Source organism: Brevundimonas sp., from assembly GCF_029945885.1.
Classification (GTDB): domain Bacteria; phylum Pseudomonadota; class Alphaproteobacteria; order Caulobacterales; family Caulobacteraceae; genus Brevundimonas.
The window spans coordinates 127,390-142,314 of record NZ_JAQSDK010000014.1; the positions used below are offsets into that span (position 1 = coordinate 127,390).

Below are 14,925 nucleotides of genomic sequence, written 5' to 3' on the forward strand. Positions count from 1 at the left end.
CGAGGCTCAGGCGGCGACGTAATGGCCGCTGTCGCTTTCGCCGTAGCCCAGCAGGCCGGCCTCGAAATCCATCAGGATGTCGATCAGTTCGCCGACCCCGACCGGGGCCCGGCCCGGCGCGAACCGGTAGCGCCAGAAGCTGACGATATGCTGGAGTGCGCCAAGCTGTTCCCCGAGCCGGCTGAACATCGACGGGGCCTGGATCAGGAAGTCCCGGAACGCCCCTGACTGCCCCTCGACCGACAGGCCGGCGAAGGCCGTGTCATAGACCTGGATGGTGAGCCGGGCCTCCTCGGTGGTTCGCAGGATCCGGCTTCGCAGCTGAACGCGGGTGCGTGCCAGATAGTCCATCAGGCCGGGTTCGATCCGGCCGCGGGGTCGCAGGTTGGCGACCTCTTCCGACACGTCGCGGATCTCGGTCGCCAGGCTGGTCAGCACCCATTTGTAGTAGAGGAACCCCTTCCAGCAGAAGATGCCCTCCTGATAGTCGTCCGCCGAGAGCCGCAGGGTGACGCGCAGGGCCTCCATGTTTTCGCCGGGCTCGCCCGACAGGATCTTGGCGGCCAGGGTCTGGACGGAGCCCGGCATGATCGCGATGTCGCCGACACTGAGGCTGACGAGGGGATGAATTTCCTGTTCAACGAAGCTGGACATCTGCGCCAGGTCAGACTCGCTGATTGCGAAATAGCAGGGGGCCGGTTCGATTCCGCTGCGGCGCAGCCGTTCGCGCAGCAGGAAGGGATCCAGCGAAGGCAGCTGATCGATGATGGTCAGGGTTTCGACGTCCGGATGGTCAGGCGTCAGGCCGAATCCTTCCTTCATGATCCGCTCGAAGCCGAGCTGGTTGACGAAGGTGAACCGACCACCCGCCCGCAAATCTGCCGTGTCGATCGGCAGGATAATCTTGGTCGCCACGTGCCGACGACCGACGAAACAATCCAGTTCGTCCCGGCGCAGCCGGTGTTTGACGATCATGGCGCGGTTCAGGATTGCGGTCTCGAACAGGGGGCCTTCGGCCCAGGCGCGGGTGTGGCCGTGATCGCTCGCCACCCGGAGCAGGTTGAGCAGACGCGCGGTCGACGCCGAGCGGTGCAGGTTGTCCAGGTTGCGAATGGTTCTGTCGGTCATGCCCGTCCTCACCGCCCATCATGACCGGGAATGGTGACCAATCGCTTAGCCGGGCGACAGATTCCTGCGGCCAGGGCTGCGGCACCCGGCCGCTGGACTCACCGGCTGGTTTCCTGACGCGCGCGGGACTAGAACGAAGCCATGCAAAACGTCTTCACCGTTCTGATCCTGCTGGCCGTGGCCGCCGTGAGTGTCACGCTCGGCTTCGGCATCTATTCGCTCTTCCGGGGCGGGGACTATGCCCGTTCGCATTCGAACAGGCTGATGCGACTGCGTATCGTGCTGCAGGCGGTGGCGGTCATCCTGCTGATGACCGGCCTGTGGTGGAAGACGTCACACGGCGGCTAGGGCCCCGGGGAAGAGCCAATGGTCGTTCTGAACAAGATCTACACCCGCACCGGTGATGACGGGTCCACGCGGCTCGCCTCCGGGGAAGCCGTGTCCAAATCCTGCGCCCGGGTCGCGGCCTATGGCGCGGTCGACGAGTTGAATGCCGTCATCGGTGTTGCCCGGCTGCACTCCGGACAGAATGACCGGATCGACGCCATGCTCGGCCGTATCCAGAACGAGCTGTTCGACCTGGGCGCGGACCTGTCCACCCCGCATGAGCCGGCCCCGAAATGGGAAGCGTTGCGGATCATCGACAGCCAGGTCGAGCGGATCGAGGCTGAAATCGACTGGATGAATGAAAGCCTGAAACCGCTGGACAGCTTCATCCTGTCCGGCGGTGCCCCCCTGTCGGCGCATCTGCATCTGGCCCGAACCGTCTGCCGGCGGGCCGAGCGCGATGCGGTGCGGCTGGTCGAGACCGGCGAGACGGTGACGCCGGCGGCGGTTCGCTATCTCAACCGTCTGTCGGACCATCTGTTCGTCGCCGCCCGTCGGGCCAATGCCAACGGCGCGGGTGACGTACTGTGGAAGCCCGGCGCGACCCGTTGAGTGACAGCCGCCTGTTCTAGCGGCCCTGACTGGCGGCGAGCCGCGCGCGCTGGACCTCGGTATCGGCATCGCGGGCGCGCTTCCGGGCGGCGATTTCATCCTCGATCCGCACCAGTTCCCGGTTCTTTTCGGCCGAGGCCGCCGCCCGCTCTCCGGGATTGGGCCGGCCGGTGATCTCGGCGATCGAGATCGGCTGGGCGCAGATACGACCCTCGTCGGCCCACCACTGTCCACGGGCCTCGCAGCGTTCCCCGGGCTCAGCCCACAACGCCTGATGGGCGAAGGCTCCGGCCACCAGCACACCGAACAGGCCCAGAAACAGGGTGCTCAGCCGCTTCATCGTCAACAGGCGTTTCATAGCGTTTTCCGGCGTGTTTCGGGACCGGTCACCACGGTGACTTGACCCGACGTTACATTGACAGGCCCTTCTGGCCGTTCCATTCCGTGCCGCAACATTCCGGCGCTTGTATGGGTAGGCTCATGAAGGTTCTCGTCCCTGTCAAAAGGGTGATCGACTATAACGTCAAGGCTCGCGTGAAGTCGGACCAGACCGGTGTTGATCTGGCCAACGTCAAGATGAGCATGAACCCCTTCGACGAAATCGCCGTCGAGGAGGCCGTGCGTCTGCGGGACGGCAAGGAACATCATGCCGCCGGCACCGCCACCGAGATCGTCGTGGTCTCGATCGGTGTGACCCAGGCGCAGGAAACCATCCGCACCGCCCTGGCCATGGGGGCCGACCGCGGCATCCTGATCCAGTCCGACGCCGATCTTGAGCCCCTCGCTGTCGCCAAGCTGCTGAAAGCCGTGGTCGACGAGGAGAAGCCGGACCTGGTGCTGCTGGGCAAACAGTCGATCGACGGTGACAACAATGCCGTCGGCCAGATGCTGGCGGCCCTGCTGGACTGGCCCCAGGCCACCTTCGCCGGCAAGCTGGTCATCGCTGACGGCACGGCGACCGTGACCCGCGAGGTCGACGGCGGTCTGCAGACCCTGGCCGCCCCGCTGCCGGCGGTGGTGACGGTGGACCTGCGACTGAACACGCCGCGCTACGCCTCCCTGCCCAACATCATGAAGGCCAAGAAGAAGGAGATCGCCGTCAAGGCGGTCGCCGACTACGGCGTCGATGTCGCCGACCGGCTGAAGGTGCTCAAGGTCACCGAGCCGCCCAAGCGTTCGGCCGGCATCAAGGTGGCGGACGCCGCCGAACTGGTTTCCAAGCTCAAGACCGCGGGGGTCCTCTAATGGCCGTTCTCGTCATCGCCGATCGTGACGGCGACACCGTCCGCGACACCACCCACAAGACCGTGACGGCCGCCCTGGCCCTGTCCGGCGACGTCGACGTCCTGGTCCTCGGCGACGGAGCCAAGGCCGCCGCCGCTGCCGCCGCGAAGATCAAGGGTGTGCGCAAGGTCCTGTCGGCCGACAGCCCCGCCCTGGGCCACCAGCTGGCCGAGGCTGTGGCCGCGACCGTGGTCGGTCTGGCCGCCGGCTATGACGCCATCCTCTCGCCGGCCACCACCGACGGCAAGAATTTCATGCCCCGGATCGCCGCCGCCCTCGACGTCGCGCCGATCTCGGACATCATCGAGGTCGTCTCGACCGATACCTTCGTGCGCCCGATCTATGCGGGCAACGCGCTTGAGACCGTCCAGTCCTCGGACGGCAAGAAGGTCATCACCGTGCGTCCGACCGCCTTCACCGCGGCGGAAGAGGGCGGTTCGGCCGCGATCGAGGCCGCCAAGGTCGTCGACGCCGGCCGCGGTGCCAGCTTCGTTTCGGAAGAAATGGTCAAGTCCGACCGTCCGGAACTGGGGGCTGCCAAGATCGTCGTCTCCGGCGGGCGCGCCCTGGGCTCGGCCGAGGAATTCCATGCCGTGATGGATCCGCTGGCTGACAAGCTGGGGGCCGCCGTCGGGGCCTCGCGCGCCGCCGTCGACGCCGGCTATGCGCCGAACGACTACCAGGTCGGCCAGACCGGCAAGGTCGTGGCCCCGGCCCTGTACATCGCCATCGGCATCTCCGGCGCGATCCAGCATCTGGCCGGGATGAAGGATTCCAAGATCATCGTCGCCATCAACAAGGATCCCGACGCCCCGATCTTCCAGGTCGCGGATTTCGGTATCGTCGCCGACTACAAGGTCGCCGTTCCGGAACTGATGACGGCCCTGGGCTAGACGACGGCCGGGCGGAGCGGCGTGTCCGACTCCGCCCGCCTCGCTGTTCGTCTCACCCCCGGTGCATCCCTCGACCGCATTGACGGCTGGGATGTCGACGTTGAGGGGCGACCCGTCCTCAAGGTTCGGGTGCGTGCCCGGCCGGTCGAGGGCGAGGCCAATGCCGCCCTGCTGAAATTTCTCGCCAAAACCCTCAAGGTGCCGAAATCCGCGGTGGCGCTGCAGCGCGGCGGCCAGTCGCGGCTCAAGATGATTCATATCGAGGGTCTGGCCGATGCGGCCGTACGGGCCCGCCTTACGGGATTGTAATGAATCCCGCTTTGACGTCGGCGCGGCGAGGGCGTCCAATCCACTCATCACACATCGCCGGGGCGGCGATGGTTGGGTCTCTGGGGAGTAATCGATGATCGTCAATCGCCTGCGGGGCGCGAGCCTCGCTGTCCTCACCTGCGTTCTCGCCGGTGGGCTGTCGCTGGGGGCCTGCGCCACCACCGGAACCACCGACACAGCGGCGGCCACGCCCGCCAGCAACGGCCGGACCCTGGCGCGCGGTCTCGACCATGCCGCCAATCCCGATCCCTTCCCCTCGACCTATGCGCCGATGCCGCGCGAGAACATGGCCATTGTCGGCGGCACGGTCCTGACCGGGGCCGGCACGAAATTCGACAATGGCGTGGTCATCGTCACCGACGGCCGGGTCACCGCAGTCGGCGACGCCTCGACCCCCGTGCCGGCCGGCTTCCGCGTCGTCGACGCCCGTGGCCGCTATGTCACCCCCGGGGTGATCGACACCCACAGCCACCTCGGCGTCTATCCCTCGCCCGGCGTCCAGGGGATGAGCGACGGCAACGAAGCCACCAGCCCCAACACCGCCCAGGTCTGGGCCGAACATTCGCTCTGGCCCCAGGACCCCGGCTTCAACACCGCCCGCGCCGGTGGCGTGACCACCCTTCAGATCCTGCCGGGCTCGGCCAATCTGTTCGGCGGCCGCGGCGTCACCGTGCGCAATGTGCCCTCGATCACCATGCAGGGCATGAAGATGCCCGGCGCGCCCTACGGTCTGAAGATGGCCTGCGGCGAGAACCCGTCGCGGGTCTACGGCGGCCGCAACCAGTCGCCGGCCACCGGCATGGGCAATGTCGCCGGCTATCGCGCCGCCTTCATCGCCGCCCAGGAATACCGCTCCAAATGGGACAAATGGCGTGCGGACGGCGAAGGGTCGCCGCCGACCCGCAATCTCCAGCTTGAAACCCTGGTCGGGGTGCTGGACGGCACGATCCTGGTGCAGAACCACTGCTACCGGGCCGACGAGATGGCGGTGATGATCGATATCGCCAAGGAGTTCGGCTACCGGATCACCGCCTTCCACCACGCCATTGAAGCCTACAAGGTCGCCCCGATGCTGGCCCGTGAAGGCATCTGTGCCGACATGTGGACCGGCTGGTGGGGCTTCAAGATGGAGGGGCTGGACGCCGTCGAGGCCAATGCCGCCCTCGTCGACGCCCCCGAGGGCTCGTGCGCCGTCATCCATTCGGACGATCCCGAACTGACCCAGCGGCTGAACCAGGAGGCCTCGGCCGCCCTGGCCGCCGGACGTCGCATCGGCATGGACATCTCCGAAGAGCGGGCCATCAGCTGGATCACCCTCAACCCGGCCCGTTCGCTCGGCATCGCCGACCAGACCGGTTCCCTCGAGGCCGGTAAACGCGCCGATGTGGTGATCTGGAGCGCCGATCCGTTCAGCATCTACGCCCGCGCCGACCAGGTCTTCATCGACGGAGCCCTGACCTTCGACCGCATGAACCCGGCCTATCAGCCCGTGTCCGATTTCGAACTGGGCCAGCCCGGCTATGGCATCAGTGCCGCCAACGTCCGTGAAGGAGCCCGCTGATGCGCCTCAACCGCCTCATCCTCGGTGCCGTGGCCGCCCTCGCCCTGGCCACCCCCTCCCTCGCCCAGGAACTGACCGCAATCACCGGCGGGCGGGTCCTGACCGGCACTTCGGTGATTGAAAACGGCACCGTCGTCCTGCGTAACGGCCGCATCGTCTCGGTCGGCACCGGCGCGGCTCCGTCCGGAGCCCGGATCATCGATGCGACCGGCAAGGTCGTTGCACCGGGCTTCGTCGCTGTCGACTCCGGCCTCGGGGGCTCCGAAGTGTCCTCGGTCCGCGGTTCGAATGACCTGTCCAGCAGCGCCAACAGTGTCAGCGCCGCCTTTGACGTCTCCTACGGACTCGATCCCTGGTCCTTCACCCTGCCCGTCGCCCGTCTCGGCGGCGTAACCCGGGCCATCGTCACCCCCAGCCATTCGGGTGGCAACGACGGCAATCACCGCGACGACGGCGATGCTGATTTCGCCGGGGTCGGTGACGGCGGGCTGCAGGCACCCGGCCTGTTCGCCGGTCAGGCGGCGGTCATCCACCTCGGTCAGGGCAATGACATCCTGGTCAAGGCGCGTGTGGCCATGGTCGCACCCTTCGGCGAGGCCGGGGCCGGCATCGCCGGCGGGGCCCGCGGGGCCCAGTTCATCCAGTTCAAGGAAACCCTGGCCGAGGTCCGGCTGTTCGCCCGCAACCGCTCGGCCTATGATCGGGCCGGTCTGCGCGATCTCAGCCTGTCGCGCGCCGATCTCGAGGCCCTGATCCCGGTCGCCAACGGCACCATGCCGCTGATCGTCACCGTGCATCGCGCGGCCGATATCCAGCAGGTCCTGCGCCTCGGCCGCGAAGAGGGGGTCAAATTGATCCTCGACGGGGCCGAAGAGGCCTGGCTGGTCGCGGATCAGATCGCCGCCGACAATGTTCCGGTCCTGCTCAACCCGATCTCGAATTTGCCGGGCAGTCTCGAGATGCGCGCGGCGCGCATGGAGAACGCCGCCGCCCTTCAGGCCGCCGGGGTGGTCATCGCCATCAAGGGCAATGAGGGCTCGACACACCGCGCGCGGGATATCCGCTACAACGCCGGCAACGCCGTCTCGCACGGCCTGTCCTATGACGCCGCCATCGCCGCCATCACCGTCAATCCGGCCCGGATCTTCGGCATGGCCGGCCAGTTCGGCGAGCTGAAGGCCGGGGCTGCGGCCGATGTGGTGATCTGGTCCGGCGACCCGCTGGAACCCCTCAGCCAGGCCGAGGCCGTCTATGTCGGTGGCGCGGCCCAGCCGATGACCAGCCGCCAGTTCCTGCTGCGCGATCGCTATCGCACCGGCGGGGTACAGGCCAACGGGATGCCGCCGGCCTACGGACAGTGATAAAGGGCGGGGCATGACCCCGCCCGACACACCCGCCCCCCGCCTGTTCATCGACGCCGACGCCTGTCCGGTGAAGGACGAGGTGTATCGCGTGGCCGAACGCTATGGCCTGCAGGTCTTCGTCGTCTCCAACGGCTGGATCAATACCCGGCGCGCGCCGTGGATCGAACAGGTCGTCGTCGACGCCGGCCCGGACATCGCTGATGACTGGATCGCCGAACGGGCGGTGACGGGCGATATCGTCATCACCTCGGACATTCCGCTGGCCGACCGCTGTCTGAAGGCCGGTGCCCAGGCGCTGATGCCCAATGGCCAGCCCTTTACGCCGGACTCGATCGGTTCGGCCCTGGCCGGGCGGCTGGTCGGCGAGCATCTGCGGTCGATCGGGGTCGCCACCTCGGGCCCGCCGCCTTTCGGCCCCAAGGACCGCTCGGCCTTCCTTCAGGCGCTGGACACGGCGGTGGTGCGCGCCCGGCGGAGCCTGCCGTGAGCCTGGTCATTCCCGAGGACGAGCTGGAGTTCCGCTTCTATCGCGCGGGCGGACCGGGCGGGCAGAACGTCAACAAGGTCTCGACCTCGGTGCAGATGCGGTTCGACGCCCGCAATTCGCCGTCCCTGACCGAACCGGTGCGGGCGCGGCTGATGAAGCTGGCAGGCAGCCGGCTGACGCTGGACGGGGTCATCCTGATCACCGCCGTGCGGTTCCGCTCGCAGGAACGCAACCGGGCCGACGCCATCGCCCGGCTGCAGGCCATGGTCGACGCGGCCTCGGTGGCCCCGGTCTATCGCGTGCCGACGCGGCCGACCCGGGCCTCGAAGGAACGGCGGCTGGTGGGCAAGGCCAAGCGGTCAGGCATCAAATCGGCCCGGGGGCGGCCGGACACCTCGGACTGAGGGCGGCCTATTGCGCCGGTGCGGGCCGGAACAGCAGGACGGCGATCTTGCCCGCCTCGTTGAAGCCGATCACCCACTGGGTGTCGGCATTGGCGAACAGGACGCTGAACAGGTCGGCCCCATTCTGCTTGCCGGAAAAGGTGACGGCCTCGACGGCTCCGTAGCTCGCGATCAGCGCGGAGACCTGGTCAGACTGGGCCGTGATCGCCGTGACCAGATCATCGGACATGCTGGCGGTGTCGATGTCACCGGCGGCGGCACCGGCGATGAAGTCGCGCAGGGCGTCTTCGGACCGGTCGTCGGCCATGGCCTGGACGATCTCGGGGGCGGCGGGAGCGGTGGTGGTCTGGTCGAAGCTGTTCGGCAGGGAGGCGGCGGCCGAGCCGCTCTGGGCCATGGCGGCGGCGGGGCTGAGCAGAAGGGCCAGGCCGGCGAGGAGGGCGGTCTTCATGGTCGAAACTCCGGTGTGAGGATCAGACCATCGTCTGCCAAAGCGACAGAAGAAGGGCACCGGTCGCCAGACACAGGGATAGCACCACCCCGGCCACCACCCAGCGCGAGGTGACCGGCGGCACCACGACCGGCGTCGGCTCGGGTGGCCGCTGGGCCCATTGCGACAGGGCGCGCAGCGTCGCCACGACCTCGTCCACCGCCTCGCGAACCTGGGCCTGCGGCCCCAGTTCGCGGCGGATCCAGCGCTCGACCACCGGCTGGGCGGCGGCCCACAGGTCGTGGTCGGGGTTCAGCCGCCGGGCCACGCCCTCGACCGAGACCATGGTCTTTTGCAGCAGGATCAGTTCCGGCCGCAGATGCATGTCGAACAGGGCCGTGATCTCGAACAGCTGGCCCAGCAGCCGGCCCATCGACACCTGCGACGCCTGTTTGCCGATGACCGGTTCTCCGACCGCGCGCAGGGCCTGGGCGAAGGCCTCGACCGAATGGTGCGGCGGCACATAGCCGGCCTCGAAATGGACCCGGGCGATGCGGTCGTAGTCGCGGCGGAGGAATCCCCAGAGGATCTCGGCCAGATAGCGCCGCTCCGACGGGCCGAGGCGACCGATGATGCCGAAATCGACCGCGACCACCTCGGCCGGTGCACGGGCGAACAGATTGCCCTCATGCAGGTCGGCGTGGAAGGCCCCGTGGTCCAGCGCCTGGCTCAGAAAGGCGCGCACGATGTTGTCGGCCAGGGCGTTGCGGTCCAGACCCGGCTGGTCGGCGGCCCCCGGATCAGTCATGGCCATGCCGTCGGCCCATTCCAGCGTCAGCACCCGTTTGCCGACGCCTTCCCAGACGACGGCCGGGGCCGACATATGGCCGCTGCCCTCGGCCAGGCCAGCCTCCATGATGTCCTTCAGCTCCGAGGCGGCGGCCGCCTCCAGTCGCATGTCCAGTTCCAGCTGCAGGGCGCGGGCGATGGTTTCGACGAAGGCGCGCGGCTCCAGGCGGCGCGACAGGGGTACGAACCGATCGGCCAGCCGCGCGGCCAGCCGCATCGACTCCAGCCCCTTGGCCACGCGCCGCTCGACCCCGGGCCGCAGCACCTTGACCGCCACCTTGCGGCCGTCAGCCAGCCAGGCCGGATGCGCCTGGGCCAGGGAGGCGGCCCCGATGGGATCCCCGAAATCGGTGAACAGACTGTCCAGCGGGCGGCCCAGCGACCGTTCCACCTCGGCCCGGGCCTCGGCGGTGGGGAAGGGCTCCAGCCGGTCCTTGAGCCGGCCCAGGTCGGTGGCGAATTCGGTCCCGAAGATGTCGGCGCGGGTGGCCATCACCTGACCCAGTTTGATCGCCACCGGGCCGAGATGTTCGAACGCCCGGGCCAGCCGCTGGCCGGGGCGGCCCTCGCGGCCCTCGCGCCGGGCAAACAGATGGATCCCCCAGGCGATCGGCCGGGCCCAGCCCGGCAGCTGGCCGGTGATCTCGCGCGGACTCAGGGCGTCGTGGCGCGCCAGCACACCCAGCCAGCCGATCAGCCGCCAGCTGGCCCCCAGCGGATCGCGCACCGGCAGGGCGACAGGCGGCGTCGGGGCCGTCCGGTAGCGGGCCGTGCCGGTCAGATCGCCCACCCGTGGTGGATGGCCGCGATCCCGCCGGACAGGTTGGTCACCGTCACCCGGCTGAAGCCGGCGGCCTCGATCATGGCCTTGAACGCCGCCTGGTCCGGGAAGCGACGGATGCTTTCGACCAGATACTGATAGCTGTCGCGGTCGCCGGCGATCCAGCCGCCGATACGGGGAATGGCCTTGAACGACCAGGCGTCATAGACCGAGCGGACCGGGGCGGTGGTCGGGCGCGAGAACTCCAGACACAGGAACCGTCCGCCCGGCTTCAGCACGCGTCGGGCCTCGGCCAGGGCCTGGGGGATGTCGGCGACATTGCGGATGCCGAAACTGATCGAATAGGCGTCAACCGAGGCGTCGGGCAGGGGCAGGGCCATGGCATCGCCGACGGTCCACGACATCTCGGGCTCGCCGCCCTTGTCGACCCCGGCCATGATCATCTCGGCATTGTAGTCCAGCACGATGACCGAGGCGTCCTCGCCGCCGCGCCGCTGCTGGGCGGCGCGCGCCATTTTCGCATAGCGTCGTGCCATGTCGCCGGTGCCGCCGGCCACGTCGAGGATGGTCTCGCCGGGGCGGGGGTTCAGCTTCGCCGCCGCCGCGTCCTTCCACAGACGATGGACGCCGACGCTCATCACGTCGTTCATCAGGTCGTAGCTGGAGGCGACGCTGTCGAAGACGCCGCGCACCATGCGCACCTTTTCGGTCGCGTCGACGTCGCGGAATCCGAAGGATGAGGTCTTGCCGGATGATGTGGCCTGGTCGGTCATCCGCGCGGTTTAGCCGTTTGCGGCGACGCCGTCACCGGGCCGCGTCGTCGCGGCGTATCGGGACCGCCCTGGTCCCGCAAACGCTTGTGATGGCGGGGCGGGCGGGATACGGCAGGGACTGAACAAGGAGACGGCCGATGACGCTTCAAGCCCTTGACCTTACGGAAGTCCTGGTCGGCCTGCCGGGCTGGGCCGCCGCTCCAGGCGACCGCCCGGCCATCGCGCGCGCCCTGAAATTCGCCGACTTTAATGCTGCCTTCGCCTTCATGACCGCCGTGGCCCTGCTGGCCGACAAGATGGATCACCATCCGGAATGGTCCAATGTCTACAACCGCGTCGACATCCTGCTGACCACCCATGACGCCGGTGGCGTCACCGACAACGACATCCGCATGGCCCGGTTCATCGACGAGACCGCGGCCCGCCTGGGAGGGCAATGAGATGAGCACGACAGGACAGGGCCGGGTCACCGGTAAACGGGCACTGATCACCGGCGCGGCCGGGGGGCTGGGCGTGGCCATGGCCTGGATGCTGGCGCGCGAGGGCGCGAAGGTCGCCCTGACCGACGTCAATCTGGACGGGGTCCGGGCCCTGGCCTCGGCCATCAATGCCGAACTGCCGGGGTCGGCCTTTGCCTTTGCCCATGACGTGACCAGCGAGGCCGACTGGATCGCCGTGGTCGAGTCGGCCGTCGCGGCGATGGGCGGGCTGTCGATCCTGGTCAACAACGCCGGCATCGGCGGCGAACTCCACTATGCCGAGAGCGATACCCTCGAGAACTGGCACCGGGTCCAGGCGGTCAATCTCGACAGCGTCATGCTGGGCTGCAAACACGCGATGGCCCATCTGCGCGCCGCCGCCCCGGCCGCCATCATCAATATCTCCTCGGTCGCCGGCCTCGCCGCCGCTCCCGGCATGGGTGCCTATAACGCCACCAAGGCGGCGGTGTGGATGTACACCAAGACCGTGGCCCTTGAGGCCGCCAAACAGGACTGGAACGTGCGCTGTAACTCGGTGCACCCGGTCTTTATCAAGACCCCGATCCTGGATCCGTTCGTGGCCATGGTGGGCGGCGATGAGGCCACCGCCCATCAGAAGCTGGCCCGCGGCATTCCTATGAAGCGGATCGGCGAGCCTGACGATGTGGCCTGGTGCGTCCTCTATCTGGCGTCCGACGAGAGCAAATTCGTCACCGGGGCCGAGTTCAAGATCGACGGCGGCATGCTGGCGCAGTGAGAGGTAGGGCCTAGGGAGTAGGGCTTAGGTAGAAGGGTTGAGGGTGCGAGTGCCAGCCCGTCCTTTTCTAAGCCCTAAGCCCTAAGCCCTCACATCAAATCCACCGGCAGGATCTGGCTCGACAGCAGCGTCTCCATCCCGGCCCAGGGATCCGGTCCCTGGCGCTCGACCCAGGCCTGGACCGTGTCGCGACCCAGGCCGTAGTTGATGATGTAGCTGCGGTAGGTCTCGATGAAGCGCAGCCGCTGGGCCGCCTTGTCCGGGGTGGTCAGCGAATATTGGGCCAGTCGGGCGATGGTCGCGTCGCGGCCCACCCGACCGGACAGGAAGTCGTCGGCGATCGTGTATTCCGCCCGCGCCAGCCGCCGCATCAGCGCCCCCAGCCGGGCCTTTTTCGCGAAGTCGGCGTCCGCGATCCCGGCCAGCGGGGCCAGCATTTCGGCCTCGAACCGCGTGCCCTCGTCGCCGGGGAAGGCCAGGTCGATACCGTAGTTGGCGCTGCCCTCGGCCACGAAGGACATGGGCGAGAACAGCGGATAGACGCTCATCTCGACCCAGCCGCGCTGACGCACGAAGGTCCGTTCCAGCAGGGCATTGTAGACGTGGTGGCCGGGATAGCCCTCGTGGCAGCCCAGATCGATCGCCCGCTCGGTGTGGATCGGGAAGTCGGCATTGATCTCGATGCGGCTGGCCGCGTCTCCGAGGTAATAATTATAGCCCGACCAGGCCTTGTCGCCGACGAAGCTCAGGGTGAACCGTTCATTGGCCGGCAGGGCGATATGGGCGGCGGTGCGGGCCCGGCATTCGGCGATGGCCGCGCTGATCACCGGCTCCAGCCGGTCCTTCGGAATGACGAAATGGGCCTTGAAGGCCGTGACCCGGTCGGTCAGCGACCCCGGGCCGGGGACCAGGGCGTCGATTTCGGCCAGCACCGGTTCGTAGTTGGACAGCGGGGCCAGTTCGGGCCGGACGCCGAACAGGGCCTCGGCCTCGTCGGCAAAGCTCATGGTCTCGCCGGACAGCATGCGCAGCCGGGCTGCGGCCGCCGACACATGGGCCAGCAGATATTTGCGGCGTTGCACGGTGGCGGCGTCGGCCCCGGCGACGGACAGGGCGTTCAGCCGGGTCGTCAGGGCTACGGCCCCTTCGGCCAGGGCCGGGATGTCGCGCGGATGGGCTTTCGCCGCTTCCTGCCATTCCGGCGGGCCGTAATAGGCATCGACATAGCCCGGCTCGTGTTCACCGATCTCGAGGATCAGGGCGACATAGTCGGCGGCGATCCGGTCGAGGCTGTCGGCGGGGGCGATGATCGGCGCAGTGGCGCAGGCTCCGAGCAGCAGCAGGACGGACAGGATCAGGACACGCATCGGCGGACTCCACGGCGGACCGGCCCAGGTTAGGGCCCGCCGGTGCCCCGGCCAAGCCCTGCGATGACGGCCTTCGGTCCCCGGGGTGCGGATGGGGGATTGAGGCCGCCTCCGTCCTGCGCTAAGCACCGCCCTCCGGCGCGTAGCGCCCGAACGCACCCGTAGCTCAGCTGGATAGAGTACTGCCCTCCGAAGGCAGGGGTCACAGGTTCGAATCCTGTCGGGTGCGCCATTTCTCTTCAGTACGAACGACTGACACGCCGACGACCGGCGCGGTCCGTCCTGCCCGCGTCGGCGGGCGGCGGCGGTCGCAACGAAAGCCGCCGGCGATGCGCGATCGCCGGCGGCTCTGGCTGCGTCTGGTCCTAGGGTCGGCTGACGGTCGGACCCAGCCGGTCGATCACTTGCCGGGCACTGAAGACGTGCCCGTCGCCGGCAGGCAGGGGACCCCGGCCCATGACGATTTCGGCCGACGCCTCGAACCGTTCCACGGTCCGCATGTCGATGCTCGTGGCCCAGAACGGATCGCTTCCGTAGGGGTACCAGTTGCGCCAGCCGTTGCGTGGCCCGTAGTAGCGCCAGTAGGGCCGCCAGTAGAGGTAGCTCGACCCGTACCAAGGACTGTAGAGCGGATCAGGAGTCCCGGGCCGGGTTGTCTGGTGCTCCACCTCCCGGTCGATGACCCGGAACCAGTCATATCCGGACTGCAGGGTCAGTTCGGCCGAACGGTAGAGCAGATAGCCCTCCACCGTATCGCGGGAGGTAAAGCTGTTGCCCGAGAACGTGACCCGGTAGCGGTCCGGCGCGAGCCGCACCTCTGAATAGCCGGTAGCGTTTTGGACGCCGGCCGGGGCTGGATGATAGATTGAGCCCGGGGTCGTGCAGCCGGTGAGAACGAGGGCTGCGCCCAGGCAGGCCAGGATCCCGGCTTTCCGGAGGGGGGCGGGCAGGGGGCGGGTCATTACAGAGACTCCGCAGGCGGGGCGTATTCGTGGACAAAGTTGATGATCGCCCGGGCATCGTCAGCGGACCGGGCGATCATCAACTTTATGTTTGTATTGCTGATAGACATGTTTATCTCCAAATGATGAGGTTTAAA

General features: G+C 68.0%; 18 protein-coding genes and 1 tRNA gene. 12 read left to right on the forward strand and 7 right to left on the reverse strand.

The window, feature by feature from the left end:
• Window positions 1-6: 6 nt before the first annotated feature.
• Window positions 7-1,128, reverse strand: a complete 1,122-nt coding sequence (locus tag PSV00_RS08350) for a hypothetical protein (protein WP_300446064.1) — start codon at window positions 1,126-1,128, stop codon at window positions 7-9.
• A gap of 141 nt (window positions 1,129-1,269) precedes the next feature.
• Here PSV00_RS08350 and PSV00_RS08355 point away from each other — a divergent pair, with 141 nt between their 5' ends.
• Both PSV00_RS08355 and PSV00_RS08360 read left to right on the forward strand, forming a co-directional pair.
• A complete protein-coding gene (locus PSV00_RS08355) occupies window positions 1,270-1,476 on the forward strand; it encodes a twin transmembrane helix small protein (RefSeq protein WP_300446065.1) in 207 nt (68 codons plus the stop codon).
• An 18-nt stretch (window positions 1,477-1,494) separates the two neighbouring features.
• Window positions 1,495-2,067, forward strand: coding sequence for a cob(I)yrinic acid a,c-diamide adenosyltransferase (locus PSV00_RS08360; RefSeq protein ID WP_300446066.1), 573 nt, complete (start codon window positions 1,495-1,497; stop codon window positions 2,065-2,067).
• Between the two features lie 16 nt (window positions 2,068-2,083).
• On the opposite strand, the gene PSV00_RS08365 is transcribed toward PSV00_RS08360, so the two are convergent.
• A complete protein-coding gene (locus PSV00_RS08365; RefSeq protein WP_300446067.1) occupies window positions 2,084-2,425 on the reverse strand; it encodes a hypothetical protein in 342 nt (113 codons plus the stop codon).
• A 122-nt stretch (window positions 2,426-2,547) separates the two neighbouring features.
• On the opposite strand from PSV00_RS08365, the gene PSV00_RS08370 reads away from it, so the two are divergent.
• The 7 genes from PSV00_RS08370 to arfB all read left to right on the forward strand — a co-directional run bounded on the left by PSV00_RS08370 (window position 2,548) and on the right by arfB (window position 8,390).
• A complete protein-coding gene (locus PSV00_RS08370) occupies window positions 2,548-3,312 on the forward strand; it encodes an electron transfer flavoprotein subunit beta/FixA family protein (protein ID WP_300446068.1) in 765 nt (254 codons plus the stop codon).
• The gene (locus PSV00_RS08375; RefSeq protein WP_300446069.1) at window positions 3,312-4,244 is read left to right on the forward strand and encodes an electron transfer flavoprotein subunit alpha/FixB family protein; all 933 of its coding nucleotides are present in this window, start codon (window positions 3,312-3,314) and stop codon (window positions 4,242-4,244) included. Before PSV00_RS08370 ends, PSV00_RS08375 begins: the two co-directional genes overlap by 1 nt.
• 21 nt (window positions 4,245-4,265) lie before the next feature.
• Window positions 4,266-4,553 (forward strand): DUF167 domain-containing protein, encoded by a 288-nt coding sequence (locus PSV00_RS08380; protein ID WP_300446070.1) that lies wholly within the window; start codon window positions 4,266-4,268, stop codon window positions 4,551-4,553.
• A 94-nt stretch (window positions 4,554-4,647) separates the two neighbouring features.
• The gene (locus PSV00_RS08385) at window positions 4,648-6,135 is read left to right on the forward strand and encodes an amidohydrolase (RefSeq protein WP_300446071.1); all 1,488 of its coding nucleotides are present in this window, start codon (window positions 4,648-4,650) and stop codon (window positions 6,133-6,135) included.
• Window positions 6,135-7,496, forward strand: a complete 1,362-nt coding sequence (locus PSV00_RS08390; protein WP_300446072.1) for an amidohydrolase family protein — start codon at window positions 6,135-6,137, stop codon at window positions 7,494-7,496. The genes PSV00_RS08385 and PSV00_RS08390 overlap by 1 nt, the downstream gene beginning before the upstream one ends.
• A gap of 13 nt (window positions 7,497-7,509) precedes the next feature.
• Window positions 7,510-7,986 carry a YaiI/YqxD family protein gene (locus tag PSV00_RS08395; protein WP_300446073.1) on the forward strand — a complete coding sequence of 159 codons (477 nt, stop codon included), beginning with the start codon at window positions 7,510-7,512 and terminating at the stop codon, window positions 7,984-7,986.
• On the forward strand, window positions 7,983-8,390 hold the full coding sequence (arfB, locus tag PSV00_RS08400; RefSeq protein ID WP_300446074.1) for an alternative ribosome rescue aminoacyl-tRNA hydrolase ArfB: 408 nt from the start codon (window positions 7,983-7,985) through the stop codon (window positions 8,388-8,390). The genes PSV00_RS08395 and arfB overlap by 4 nt, the downstream gene beginning before the upstream one ends.
• 7 nt (window positions 8,391-8,397) lie before the next feature.
• On the opposite strand, the gene PSV00_RS08405 is transcribed toward arfB, so the two are convergent.
• Genes PSV00_RS08405 through ubiE form a run of 3 tightly spaced genes read right to left on the reverse strand, consistent with a single transcriptional unit; the run spans window position 8,398 to window position 11,223 of the window.
• Window positions 8,398-8,841, reverse strand: coding sequence for a hypothetical protein (locus PSV00_RS08405; RefSeq protein WP_300446075.1), 444 nt, complete (start codon window positions 8,839-8,841; stop codon window positions 8,398-8,400).
• A 22-nt stretch (window positions 8,842-8,863) separates the two neighbouring features.
• Window positions 8,864-10,459, reverse strand: coding sequence for a 2-polyprenylphenol 6-hydroxylase (gene ubiB / locus PSV00_RS08410; protein ID WP_300446076.1), 1,596 nt, complete (start codon window positions 10,457-10,459; stop codon window positions 8,864-8,866).
• Window positions 10,447-11,223, reverse strand: coding sequence for a bifunctional demethylmenaquinone methyltransferase/2-methoxy-6-polyprenyl-1,4-benzoquinol methylase UbiE (ubiE, locus tag PSV00_RS08415; protein ID WP_300446077.1), 777 nt, complete (start codon window positions 11,221-11,223; stop codon window positions 10,447-10,449). The genes ubiB and ubiE overlap by 13 nt, the downstream gene beginning before the upstream one ends.
• A 137-nt stretch (window positions 11,224-11,360) precedes the next feature.
• On the opposite strand from ubiE, the gene PSV00_RS08420 reads away from it, so the two are divergent.
• Both PSV00_RS08420 and PSV00_RS08425 read left to right on the forward strand, forming a co-directional pair.
• Complete coding sequence (locus PSV00_RS08420) at window positions 11,361-11,663, forward strand: 4a-hydroxytetrahydrobiopterin dehydratase (RefSeq protein ID WP_300446078.1); 303 nt, start codon at window positions 11,361-11,363, stop codon at window positions 11,661-11,663.
• Between the two features lies 1 nt (window position 11,664).
• A complete protein-coding gene (locus tag PSV00_RS08425) occupies window positions 11,665-12,459 on the forward strand; it encodes an SDR family oxidoreductase (RefSeq protein WP_300446079.1) in 795 nt (264 codons plus the stop codon).
• 89 nt (window positions 12,460-12,548) lie between these two features.
• On the opposite strand, the gene PSV00_RS08430 is transcribed toward PSV00_RS08425, so the two are convergent.
• The gene (locus PSV00_RS08430; RefSeq protein WP_300446080.1) at window positions 12,549-13,826 is read right to left on the reverse strand and encodes a hypothetical protein; all 1,278 of its coding nucleotides are present in this window, start codon (window positions 13,824-13,826) and stop codon (window positions 12,549-12,551) included.
• Window positions 13,827-13,981: 155 nt separating this feature from the next.
• Here PSV00_RS08430 and PSV00_RS08435 point away from each other — a divergent pair.
• Window positions 13,982-14,058: transfer RNA gene (locus PSV00_RS08435), tRNA-Arg, on the forward strand.
• A 133-nt stretch (window positions 14,059-14,191) separates the two neighbouring features.
• On the opposite strand, the gene PSV00_RS08440 is transcribed toward PSV00_RS08435, so the two are convergent.
• Window positions 14,192-14,788 carry a hypothetical protein gene (locus PSV00_RS08440; RefSeq protein WP_300446081.1) on the reverse strand — a complete coding sequence of 199 codons (597 nt, stop codon included), beginning with the start codon at window positions 14,786-14,788 and terminating at the stop codon, window positions 14,192-14,194.
• Window positions 14,789-14,925: the final 137 nt, after the last annotated feature.